The sequence below is a fragment of the Mycobacterium sp. IDUB_24 genome (assembly GCF_055419385.1).
Genome location: NZ_JBVAXO010000006.1, coordinates 140016 through 151510, shown reverse-complemented (window position 1 = coordinate 151510; position 11495 = coordinate 140016). Strand labels below are relative to the sequence as shown.

The 11495-nt window shown below is 66.3% G+C and carries 13 protein-coding genes; 12 read left to right on the top strand and 1 reads right to left on the bottom strand.

Annotated elements, in window-relative coordinates:
* Positions 1 to 636: a class I SAM-dependent methyltransferase gene (locus tag ACZYZF_RS21025; protein WP_463836719.1), complete on the bottom strand. Its 636-nt coding sequence runs from the start codon at positions 634 to 636 to the stop codon at positions 1 to 3.
* Positions 637 to 692: 56 nt separating this feature from the next.
* On the opposite strand from ACZYZF_RS21025, the gene ACZYZF_RS21020 reads away from it, so the two are divergent.
* The 12 genes from ACZYZF_RS21020 (at position 693) to nuoI (ending at position 11492) form a co-directional block, all read left to right on the top strand.
* A complete protein-coding gene (locus ACZYZF_RS21020; protein ID WP_463836718.1) occupies positions 693 to 1085 on the top strand; it encodes a nuclear transport factor 2 family protein in 393 nt (130 codons plus the stop codon).
* Positions 1086 to 1110: 25 nt separating this feature from the next.
* The gene (locus ACZYZF_RS21015) at positions 1111 to 1632 is read left to right on the top strand and encodes a YceI family protein (RefSeq protein ID WP_463836717.1); all 522 of its coding nucleotides are present in this window, start codon (positions 1111 to 1113) and stop codon (positions 1630 to 1632) included.
* A gap of 64 nt (positions 1633 to 1696) precedes the next feature.
* Positions 1697 to 2095: an Rv3143 family two-component system response regulator gene (locus ACZYZF_RS21010; protein WP_463836716.1), complete on the top strand. Its 399-nt coding sequence runs from the start codon at positions 1697 to 1699 to the stop codon at positions 2093 to 2095.
* A gap of 173 nt (positions 2096 to 2268) precedes the next feature.
* Positions 2269 to 2637 carry an NADH-quinone oxidoreductase subunit A gene (locus ACZYZF_RS21005; RefSeq protein WP_003881436.1) on the top strand — a complete coding sequence of 123 codons (369 nt, stop codon included), beginning with the start codon at positions 2269 to 2271 and terminating at the stop codon, positions 2635 to 2637.
* A complete protein-coding gene (locus ACZYZF_RS21000; protein WP_463744519.1) occupies positions 2628 to 3182 on the top strand; it encodes a NuoB/complex I 20 kDa subunit family protein in 555 nt (184 codons plus the stop codon). Before ACZYZF_RS21005 ends, ACZYZF_RS21000 begins: the two co-directional genes overlap by 10 nt.
* A complete protein-coding gene (locus tag ACZYZF_RS20995; RefSeq protein WP_463744520.1) occupies positions 3179 to 3874 on the top strand; it encodes an NADH-quinone oxidoreductase subunit C in 696 nt (231 codons plus the stop codon). The genes ACZYZF_RS21000 and ACZYZF_RS20995 overlap by 4 nt, the downstream gene beginning before the upstream one ends.
* Positions 3874 to 5178, top strand: coding sequence for an NADH dehydrogenase (quinone) subunit D (gene nuoD / locus ACZYZF_RS20990; RefSeq protein ID WP_463744521.1), 1305 nt, complete (start codon positions 3874 to 3876; stop codon positions 5176 to 5178). The genes ACZYZF_RS20995 and nuoD overlap by 1 nt, the downstream gene beginning before the upstream one ends.
* A gap of 28 nt (positions 5179 to 5206) precedes the next feature.
* Positions 5207 to 5938, top strand: a complete 732-nt coding sequence (gene nuoE, locus ACZYZF_RS20985; RefSeq protein ID WP_463744522.1) for an NADH-quinone oxidoreductase subunit NuoE — start codon at positions 5207 to 5209, stop codon at positions 5936 to 5938.
* On the top strand, positions 5935 to 7251 hold the full coding sequence (gene nuoF, locus ACZYZF_RS20980) for an NADH-quinone oxidoreductase subunit NuoF (protein WP_463836715.1): 1317 nt from the start codon (positions 5935 to 5937) through the stop codon (positions 7249 to 7251). Before nuoE ends, nuoF begins: the two co-directional genes overlap by 4 nt.
* A 92-nt stretch (positions 7252 to 7343) precedes the next feature.
* Positions 7344 to 9746 carry an NADH-quinone oxidoreductase subunit G gene (locus ACZYZF_RS20975; protein WP_463836714.1) on the top strand — a complete coding sequence of 801 codons (2403 nt, stop codon included), beginning with the start codon at positions 7344 to 7346 and terminating at the stop codon, positions 9744 to 9746.
* Positions 9743 to 10966: an NADH-quinone oxidoreductase subunit NuoH gene (gene nuoH, locus ACZYZF_RS20970; protein WP_463836713.1), complete on the top strand. Its 1224-nt coding sequence runs from the start codon at positions 9743 to 9745 to the stop codon at positions 10964 to 10966. Before ACZYZF_RS20975 ends, nuoH begins: the two co-directional genes overlap by 4 nt.
* Positions 10959 to 11492, top strand: a complete 534-nt coding sequence (gene nuoI, locus ACZYZF_RS20965; protein ID WP_463744526.1) for an NADH-quinone oxidoreductase subunit NuoI — start codon at positions 10959 to 10961, stop codon at positions 11490 to 11492. Before nuoH ends, nuoI begins: the two co-directional genes overlap by 8 nt.
* The last annotated feature ends 3 nt before the right edge of the window (positions 11493 to 11495 follow it).

Here is an 11495-nt window from a genome sequence, read left to right as displayed (position 1 = left end):
TCAGAGCCGTCGGATGCGCGCCAACCAGGCCGGCTCGTCCACGCGCGCCCCGACCGGCTCGCCGATCGCCTCGGCATGGGTCGCCCCCACCACGCCGCGATACGTGGTGGTGTCCAGCGCCTCCAAGTCCCAGCCGTCCGCGAAGGCCCGGCGGATCACCTCGGCGCTGACTTGAGGTCCGAACCCGCGGCCGGCGTCGGAAAGCGCCAGCACGTGCACAGTCGCCCCCGGCCGGCAGGCCCGGTGCAGGCTGGCGACGTAGGCGGCGCGGTCTGCATCGCCGAAGATGTGGAACAACGCGCTGTCGACGATGGTGTCGTAGCGCGGACCCGCCGACTCTCCGAGCCGGGTCGCATCGGCCACCGCGAAGTGCGCATCGATTCCCCGCTGCGCGGCATTCTCCCGGGCTTGGGCGACAGCATGTTCGGAGAAGTCGATTCCGAGCACGTCGTACCCCAGTCGCGTCAGCAGCATGGTGTGCTCGCCGGCACCGCAGCCGACATCCAGCACCTTGCCGCCCAGGACGCCGGACCGTTCCAATTCGACTATCGCCGGCTGCGGCTCGCCGATCACCCATGGTGCGGTGCGGTGCTCGTAGGCTTCGTCGAACAAGGAATGCGCGGGTGTGGAGTTCATGATTCGAGTCTGAAACCTCAATAACCATTGAGGTCAAGTCCCATCTGAGGAGGCCGATGATATCCCCAGCCGACACCGAGCTCATCGATGATGTCGCGCACCGGCTGTTCGACGCGATCGAGCGCGGAGACAAGGCCGGAGTGTCCCGGCTGTGGGCCGATGACGTCGCGGTATGGCACGCGGGCGACTCCAGGGACAACGACCGCGTCCGCGCACTGAAGGTCATCGACTGGTTCATCAACGTCACCGGCGAGCGCCGCTACGAAGTACTGGACCGGCAGTTCTTCGACGGCGGATTCGTCCAGCAACATGTCCTGCATGCCACCGGACGCGACGGTGCACTGATCGCGTTGCGGGTATGCATCGTGATCAAGGTGGGTACCGACGGTCTGATCCACCGCATCGACGAGTACTTCGATCCCAAGGACATCGCGCCCTTGTTCACCTGACCCGAGCCGACGAACTGGAGAAGCCATGGCCACGCTCAGCGACATCCTGACCACACACGCCGGAAACTGGATCCTGGTCCCAGACCGATCCCGAGTGACGTTCCGGAACAAGACGCTGTGGGGCCTGGCCACCGTCACCGGCCGGTTCACCGAGTTCGCCGGCGAAGGCTTCGCCGGACCCGGGGTGAGCGGCCAGGTGGTGATTGCAGCGGCATCGCTGAACACCGGGATACGCAAACGAGACGACCATCTGAGATCCGCCGACTTCTTCGACGTCGAAAAGCATCCCGATATCAGGGCGCAGGTGACCGGTTTGGCGTCCTCTGAGGAGGCTGACCTGGCGCGACTGACGACACTTCTGACCGTCCGGGGCGTGTCGCGAACCATCGAGCTGCCGGTCGAGGTGCAGATTCTCGACGACGGGGCGCTGCAGCTCGCCGGCCAGTGCGCCGTGCAGCGGGATGACTTCGGCGTGTCGGGCGATCTACTCGGGATGGTCGGTCCGACGACGATCATCTCCGGTGAACTCGTGTTCACTCGGGACTGATGCGCCACAACAGAATTCGCTGACTTGTCGGGCCGACGGCGTCGCGCGCAGTAGCATCGGCACCATGGCCGGCCCAGCGCCGCTGCGCATCCTGGTGTACAGCGACAACCCGCGCACCCGCGAACAGGTACGACTCGCACTGGGCAAACGCGTGCACCCAGAGCTGCCGGAACTGGCGTACGTCGAGATCGCCACCGCACCCATGGTGATCTCACAGATGGACGCCGGGGGCTGCGACCTGGCGATCCTCGACGGGGAAGCCACTCCGGCCGGGGGCATGGGACTGGCCAAACAACTCAAGGACGAGATCGCCGACTGTCCGCCGATCCTGGTGCTCACCGGGCGTCCTGACGATGCCTGGCTGGCTAGCTGGTCACAGGCGGAGGCCGCCGTCCCCCACCCGATCGACCCGATCCGGCTGGGCGATGCCGTGGTGTCTCTGCTGCGCTCTCCAGTGCAGTAATTTTTCTGCGAATTGCCCTGCTGCCGTTGATTGTTCACGGCACGGCTGTGGCCGCAGCGACACGCTGCCCCGATATGAAACAATACTAACCAAAATGTGTGGCACGGGCCGCAAACCTCGCTAGGCTGTGGGTTAGCTCACATCGACAGCCCACCGAGGGAGCGATAGGTGGCATGAATTTATACACGCCCATCCTGGTTCTCGGAGCGATCGCGGCCGCGTTCGCCGTGGTATCCGTGGGGATCGCGCTCGTCATCGGTCCGCGCCGCTACAACCGGTCCAAACTTGAGGCCTACGAATGCGGTATCGAACCGATGCAGCCCGGGGCCGCCGGCGTGACCGGCCAGCGCATGCCGATCCGGTACTACCTGACGGCCATGTTGTTCATCGTGTTCGACATCGAAATCGTCTTCCTCTACCCGTGGGCGGTGGCCTTCGACAGTCTCGGGCTGTTTGCACTGGTGGAGATGTTGCTGTTCATGCTCACGGTATTCGTGGCGTACGCCTATGTCTGGCGGCGAGGAGGCCTGAATTGGGATTAGAGGAGCGTCTGCCCGGTGGAATCCTGCTGTCAACGGTGGAGACTGTCGCGGGTTACGTACGTAAGGGGTCGTTGTGGCCGGCCACCTTCGGCCTGGCCTGCTGCGCGATCGAGATGATGTCGACGGCGGGACCGCGTTTCGACATCGCCCGGTTCGGCATGGAGCGGTTCTCCGCGACGCCACGGCAGGCCGACCTGATGATCGTCGCGGGCCGGGTCAGCCAGAAGATGGCGCCGGTGCTGCGACAGATCTACGACCAGATGGCCGAGCCGAAATGGGTGCTGGCCATGGGGGTTTGCGCCTCCTCCGGCGGCATGTTCAACAACTACGCGGTGGTGCAGGGCGTCGACCACGTGGTGCCGGTGGACATCTACCTGCCCGGCTGCCCACCACGGCCGGAGATGCTGCTACACGCAATCCTCAAGTTGCACGACAAGATTCAGCAGATGCCGCTCGGGGTCAACCGCGAGGAGGCGATCCGGGAAGCCGAGCAGGCCGCGCTGGCCGTCACACCGACCATCGAACTCAAGGGGCTGCTGCGGTGAGCACGGCCAACGGGAACGGCCCGGGCGGCAACGACACGCCCGAGGTGATCGGAACGCGGCGCGGCATGTTCGGCGCCTCGGGCACCGGCGACACCTCGGGATACGGCCGGCTGGTGCGATCGGTGGAATTGCCCGGCAGCTCCCCCCGGCCCTACGGCCAGTACTTCGACGAGGTGGTGGACCGCCTCGCCGAAATCCTCGGCGAGGAACGCTATGCGGTGTCGATCGAGCGCGTCGTGGTGCAGCGTGATGAGCTGACCCTGGAGGTCAGCCGCGTCCAACTGCCCGCGGTGGCCAGCGTCCTGCGCGATGACCCACAATTGCGGTTCGAACTGTGCCTGGGTGTGAGCGGGGTGCACTATCCCGACGACACCGACCGCGAACTGCACGCCGTCTACCCGCTGATGTCGATCACCCACAACCGCCGGGTCCGGCTGGAAGTCGCAGCGCCCGATGCAGATCCACATGTGCCGTCGCTGTTCACCGTCTATCCGACCACCGACTGGCACGAACGTGAGACCTACGACTTCTTCGGAATCGTGTTCGACGGCCACCCCGCGTTGACCCGGATCGAGATGCCCGACGACTGGGTGGGCCATCCCCAGCGCAAGGACTATCCGCTGGGCGGCATTCCGGTCGAATACCACGGCGCGCAGATCCCGCCACCCGATCAGCGGAGGTCCTACAACTGATGAGTACCGAATCCCCTGTGGTGGTAGTCGGCGGACAGGACTGGGATGACGTGGTGTCCGCGGCCCGCGCGCATGCCGGTGAACGCATCGTCGTCAACATGGGCCCCCAGCACCCGTCGACCCACGGGGTGCTGCGGCTGATCCTGGAGATCGAGGGCGAGATCATCACCGAAGCCCGTTGCGGCATCGGCTATCTGCACACCGGCATCGAGAAGAATCTCGAATACCGCAACTGGACGCAGGGCGTCACGTTCGTCACCCGGATGGACTACCTCGCGCCGTTCTTCAACGAAACGGCGTACTGCCTGGGTGTAGAGAAGCTGCTCGGCATCACCGACGATATTCCCCAACGCGCCAGCGTCATCCGGGTGATGCTCATGGAGCTCAACCGGATTTCCTCGCACCTGGTGGCGCTGGCCACCGGCGGCATGGAGTTGGGTGCCATGTCTGCCATGTTCTATGGCTTCCGGGAGCGCGAAGAGATCCTGCGGGTCTTCGAATCGATCACCGGCCTGCGGATGAACCATGCCTACATCCGGCCGGGCGGCCTGGCCGCCGACCTGCCTGACGGCGCGTTGGACCAGGTTCGGGCACTGCTCGATCTTCTGCCGAAAGGCCTGCAGGACTTGGAGGATCTGCTCAACGAGAACTACATCTGGAAGGCTCGCACCGTAGGTGTCGGGTATCTCGACCTGACCGGATGTATCGCGCTGGGGATCACCGGCCCGGTGTTGCGCTCCACCGGCCTGCCCCACGATCTGCGGCGCGCACAACCCTACTGCGGTTACCAGGACTACGAATTCGACGTGATCACCGATGACCGCTGTGACTCCTACGGCCGGTACATCATCCGGGTGAAGGAAATGCGGGAGTCGATCAAGATCGTCGAGCAATGCGTCGACCGACTTGAGAAGTTGGGCGACGGTCCGGTGATGATCGACGACAAGAAGCTGGCCTGGCCGGCCGATCTGAAAGTCGGCCCAGACGGTTTGGGTAACTCCCCCGAGCACATCGCCAAGATCATGGGCCACTCGATGGAGGGGCTGATCCATCACTTCAAGCTCGTCACCGAGGGCATCCGGGTCCCGGCCGGGCAGGTGTACGTCGCGGTGGAGTCCCCACGCGGCGAGCTCGGGGTGCACATGGTGTCCGACGGCGGCACCCGGCCCTACCGGGTGCACTACCGGGACCCTTCGTTCACGAATCTGCAAGCGGTGGCGGCGATGTGCGAGGGCGGCATGGTCGCCGATGCCATTGCCGCGGTGGCGTCGATCGATCCGGTCATGGGAGGCGTTGACCGATGAGCGCCTGCGCGAAGAGGAGACAGCACAGATGAGCGAAGTCTTCCTGGAGCTGGGGCAGCGCCCCGATGAAGCGGGCCCGCCGATCAACGGGCCCGCGGCGTATCCGGACGAAGTGACGGCGCGGCTGAGCTTTGATGCCGAGCAGATCGTCACCCGCTATCCCGATGCCCGCTCAGCCCTGCTCCCGCTGCTGCACCTGGTACAGGCCGAGGATGGTTGTCTGACGCCGGCCGGAATCGATTTCTGTGCAACGTTGTTGGGATTGACCGCCGCCGAGGTCACCGCGGTGGCCACGTTCTATTCGATGTACCGGCGCACCCCGACGGGCGACTATCTCGTCGGGGTGTGCACCAATACGTTGTGCGCGGTCATGGGCGGCGACGCGATCCTCGATGCGCTGGAGGAGCACCTGGACATCCACGCCGGGGACACCACTGCAGACGGCCGGGTCACCCTGGAGCACATCGAGTGCAACGCCGCGTGCGATTACGCGCCGGTGATGATGGTCAATTGGGAGTTCTACGACAACCAGACTCCGTCGTCGGCACGGGATCTCGTCGACGGACTCCGCGGCGGGACTCCACCCGCACCGACCCGCGGCGCGCCGCTGTGCACCTTCCGGGAAACCGCTCGCACCCTGGCCGGCCTGACGGATCCACAAACACCGGGCGGCGCCCCCGGCGCGGCCACGCTGGCGGGGCTTCGGGAAGCCCGGAAACGCGGAATGTCCACTCCTGAGGCGGCAGGTCCGAGCGCATGACGCCGCTGACCCCGGTACTCAGCCGATCCTGGGACGAACCCGAACCCTGGACGCTGGACACCTACCGACGCCACGACGGGTACCGCGGGCTGCAGCGCGCCCTGGCGATGGGGCCCGACGACGTCATCGCGCTGGTGAAGGACTCCGGGTTGCGCGGTCGCGGCGGCGCCGGGTTCCCGACCGGGACCAAGTGGTCGTTCATCCCGCAGGGCGAAGAGGGAGCGGCGGCCAAGCCGCACTATCTCGTGGTCAACGCCGACGAGTCGGAACCCGGTACGTGCAAGGACATTCCGCTCCTGCTGACCACGCCGCACTTTCTGGTCGAGGGTGTGATCATCGCGGCATATGCGATCCGCGCCCGCCACGCGTTCATCTACGTCCGCGGCGAGGTGGTGCCGGTGCTGCGGCGGCTTCAGGCCGCGGTCGCCGAGGCCTATGCGGCCGGATACCTGGGCGCCGACATCCTCGGGTCGGGTTTCGATCTGGAACTGACCGTTCATGCCGGTGCCGGTGCCTACATCTGCGGCGAGGAAACCGCACTGCTGGATTCCCTGGAGGGCCGCCGCGGCCAACCACGGCTGCGCCCACCGTTTCCCGCCGTAGCGGGTCTCTACGCGTGCCCGACCGTGGTCAACAATGTCGAGTCCATCGCCAGTGTCCCGCCGATCTTGGTCAACGGGGTCGATTGGTTCCGGTCGATGGGATCGGAGAAATCCCCGGGATTCACACTGTATTCGCTGTCGGGCCACGTCAACCGGCCCGGCCAGTACGAGGCGCCCCTGGGCATCACCCTGCGGGAACTGCTCGACTATGCCGGCGGCGTCCGCGACGGACACACCCTGAAATTCTGGACCCCGGGCGGTTCATCGACACCACTGCTGACGGCCGAACACATCGATGTGCCACTGGATTACGAGGGCATGGCCTCTGTCGGCTCCATGCTGGGCACCAAGGCACTGCAGATCTTCGACGAGACCACCTGTGTGGTCCGGGCCGTCCGGCGCTGGACGCAGTTTTACGCCCATGAGTCCTGCGGTAAGTGCACACCGTGTCGGGAAGGCACCTACTGGCTGGCCCAGATCTACGCCCGGCTGGAAACCGGTGCGGGCACTCAGGCCGATATCGACAAGCTGCTCGACATCGCCGACGGCATCTTCGGAAAGTCGTTCTGCGCGTTGGGAGACGGTGCGGCCAGCCCGATCATGTCCTCGATCCAGCATTTTCGCGAGGAGTACGTGGCGCATCTGGACGGCGGGTGCCCGTTCGATCCGCACGCCTCGACATTGATGGCGACCGAAGGGGCGGGTGCGTAGATGTTTCATTGCGCGAGCAGACGCATATGTACCCGACACGCCGAGGTTCTCGGGACATATGTGTCTGCTCGCGGTAGGAAAGGAGGCCGTGCATGACGTTGGCCGAGCCGACCAAGGACACCCCGCCGGTGGAGATGGTGTCGCTCACCATCGACGGTGAGCAGATCAGTGTCCCCAAGGGCACACTGGTGATCCGCGCCGCGGAACTGATGGGTGTCCAGATCCCCCGGTTCTGCGATCACCCACTGCTCGATCCGGTGGGCGCGTGCCGGCAATGCCTCGTCGAGGTAGAAGGCCAGCGCAAGCCGATGGCTTCGTGCACCACCACGGTGAGCCCGGACATGGTGGTGCACACGCAATACAGCTCGGAGGCGGCCGACAAGGCACAGCGCGGTGTGATGGAACTGCTGCTGATCAACCATCCGCTGGACTGCCCGATCTGCGACAAGGGCGGTGAATGCCCGTTGCAGAACCAGGCAATGTCCAACGGGCGCCCGGAGACCCGGTTCGAGGATGTCAAGCGGACCTACCCGAAGCCCATCAGCATCTCCGCGCAGGTGTTGCTGGACCGCGAACGGTGCGTGCTGTGCGCGCGGTGCACCCGGTTCTCCGCACAGATCGCCGGCGACCCGTTCATCGAACTGTTGGAACGTGGGGCGCTACAACAGGTCGGTATCGCCGCAGGCGAGCCGTTCCAGTCCTACTTCTCCGGCAACACCGTGCAGATCTGCCCGGTCGGCGCGCTCACCGGGACGGCCTACCGGTTCCGGGCCCGGCCCTTCGACCTGGTGTCCAGCCCCAGTGTCTGTGAGCACTGTGCGTCGGGATGCGCCCAGCGCACCGATCATCGACGCGGAAAGGTGCTGCGGCGCCTGGCCGGCGACGATCCCGAGGTCAACGAGGAGTGGAACTGCGACAAGGGCCGGTGGGCGTTCACCTATGCCACGACCGGGGACCGGATCACCACACCGTTGATCCGCGAAGACGGGACGCTGCGTCCGGCGTCGTGGTCGGAGGCGCTGACAGTCGCCGGGGCAGGCCTGCTGGCCGCCGCATCGAACACCGGCGTGTTGGCCGGTGGGCGCTGCACCGTGCAGGACGCCTACGCATATTCGAAGTTCGCCCGAATAGTGCTGGGCACCAATGACATCGACTTCCGCGCCCGGCCGCACTCCGGCGAGGAGGCCGATTTCCTGGCCGCCCGCGTCGCCGGGCAGCCGATGACGTTGCGCTACGCCGAATTGGAAAAGGCACCGACCGTACTGCTGGCCGGCCTCGAGCCCGAAGAGGAATCCCCCATCGTCTTCCTGCGGCTGCGCAAGGCCGCCCGCAACAACGGACAGCAGGTGCTCGCGGTGGCACCGTTCGCCAGCCGCGGGCTGACCAAGATGGGGGGCACGCTCATCGCGACCGTCCCCGGGGCCGAGGCCGACGCATTGGCCGCGCTGGAGACCGATGAGCGGCTGCGGCGCCCGGGCGCCGTCGTCCTGGTCGGTGAACGACTCGCCACCGCACCCGGTGCACTGTCTGCCGCACTCCGTCTTGCGGACGCCACCGGGGCCCGGTTGGCCTGGATCCCGCGCCGGGCCGGTGAACGCGGCGCGGTCGAGGCCGGTGCCCTGCCGAACCTTCTGCCCGGTGGGCGCCCGGTGACCGAGGCCGACGCGCGGGCCCAGACCGCCGCGGTCTGGAACACCGCCGCGCTGCCCGGCAACAGCGGCCGCGACACGAACGGCATCCTGGCGGCGGCCGCCGGCGGGGAACTCTCCGCGCTTCTGGTCGGCGGCGTCGAGATCACCGACCTTCCCGACCCCGCCACGGCGCTGGCCGCGCTGCGGGCCACCCCGTTCGTGGTGAGCCTGGAGCTGCGTGAGAGCGAGGTCACCGAACTCGCCGATGTGGTGTTCCCCGTGGCGCCGGTGGTGGAGAAGGGCGGTGCCTACCTCAACTGGGAAGGCCGAATTCGCCCGTTCAAGGCGGCGTTGCAGACCAACGCGATACCCGACCTGCGGGTGCTGCAGTACCTCGCCGACGAGATCGGCGTCGACCTCGGGCTGACCGGACCCGAGGCCGCCGACGCCGAACTGGCCCGGCTCGGCTCCTGGACCGGACCTCGCGCCGCGGAGCCGTCCGCGACGCCCGCACCACCCCCCGCCCCCGCACCCGGGCAGGCGGTGCTGGCCAGCTGGCGTCTACTGCTGGACGCCGGGCGGCTACAGGACGGCGAGCCCAATCTGGCCCGCACCGCGGTCAGCCCGGTGGTGCGGCTCTCCCCCGGCACCGCCACCGAACTCGGTGTGGCAGCGGGAGATCCGGTGACCGTCAGCACCGACCACGGATCGGTCACGTTGCCGCTGTCGATCACCGAGATGCCCGACCGGGTGGTGTGGCTGCCCACCAATTCCCCGGGATCGGCAATCCATCGTCAACTCGGGGTGACCGCCGGTTCCCTGGTTTCAATCGCGCCGGCCTCGATCGGGAGGGCTTACTCGTGAAGTATCCCGATCCCACTCTCTTCGGCCACGACCCATGGTGGCTGATCCTGGCCAAGGCACTCGGGGTGTTCGTCTTCTTGTTGCTGACCGTGCTCGCGGCGATCCTCATCGAACGGAAGGTGCTGGGCCGCATGCAGATGCGGCCAGGGCCCAACCGCGTCGGGCCCTGGGGTCTGCTGCAGTCCCTGGCCGACGGCGTGAAACTCGCCCTCAAGGAAGGGCTCGTCCCAGCCGGCGTCGACAAGCCCCTCTACCTACTGGCCCCCGTGATTGCGGTGATCCCGGCCTTCATGGCGTTCGCGGTGATCCCGATGGGCGGAGAGGTATCGGTGTTCGGTCACCGCACCGCACTGCAATTGACCGATCTCCCCGTGGCGGTGCTCTACATCCTGGCGGTCACCTCGATCGGCGTCTACGGCATCGTGCTGGCCGGCTGGGCGTCCGGGTCCACCTACCCGCTCATGGGTGGGCTGCGCTCCAGCGCCCAGGTGATCTCCTACGAGGTCTCGATGGCCCTGTCCTTCGCCGCGGTCTTCCTCTACGCGGGCACCATGTCCACCTCCGGCATCGTGGCGGCCCAGGATCGCACGTGGTACGTCTTCCTGCTCCTGCCCTCTTTCCTGGTGTACGTGACCTCGATGGTGGGCGAAACCAACCGGGCGCCTTTCGATCTGCCCGAGGCCGAGGGTGAGCTCGTCGGCGGTTTCCACACCGAGTACTCCTCGTTGAAGTTCGCCATGTTCATGCTCGCCGAATACGTCAACATGACCACCGTCTCCGCGCTGGCCACCACGATGTTCCTGGGCGGCTGGCATGCACCGTTCCCGTTCAACCTGATCGACGGCGCCAACAGCGGCTGGTGGCCGTTGCTGTGGTTCACGGCCAAGGTGTGGACCTTCATGTTCGGATACTTCTGGCTGCGCGCCACCCTGCCCCGGATGCGCTACGACCAGTTCATGGCGTTGGGCTGGAAGGTGCTCATCCCCGTATCGCTGGTCTGGATCATGGTCGTCGCGGTCACCCACAGCCTGCGAGAGCACGGTTACGACAACTGGGCCACCGGCCTGGTGACCACGGCGGTCGTGGTGGTCGCTGTGCTGGCAGTCGCACTGTGGAAGGCGCTGCGGCGCAGGACTGTACAGCCGATACCGCAGCAGAGCGCCGGGGCCTATCCGGTGCCACCGCTGCCGAATGCTGGAAAGGAGGTCGTCGATGTCTAAGAAGCCCAAGTTCCTCGACGCCCTGGCCGGATTCGCCGTCACGTTCGGCTCGATGTTCAAAAAGCCGATCACCGAAGGGTATCCGGAGAAGCCGGGGCCGGTCGCGCCGCGCTATCACGGTCGGCATCAACTCAACCGCTACCCCGACGGTCTGGAAAAGTGCATCGGTTGCGAGTTGTGCGCCTGGGCCTGCCCGGCCGACGCCATCTTTGTCGAGGGTGCCGACAACACTGACGCAGAACGCTTCTCGCCGGGCGAACGCTACGGCCAGGTGTACCAGATCAACTACCTGCGCTGTATCGGGTGTGGATTGTGCATCGAGGCCTGCCCGACCCGGGCCCTGACGATGACGAACGAATACGAGATGGCCGACGACAACCGGGCAGATCTGATCTGGGGCAAGGACAAACTGCTGGCCCCGATGCAACCCGGGATGCAGGCGCCTCCTCATGACATGGCGCCGGGCAGTACCGACGAAGACTACTATCTCGGCCGGATCAGCCCGCTGACCGAGGACGTCCCATGAGCC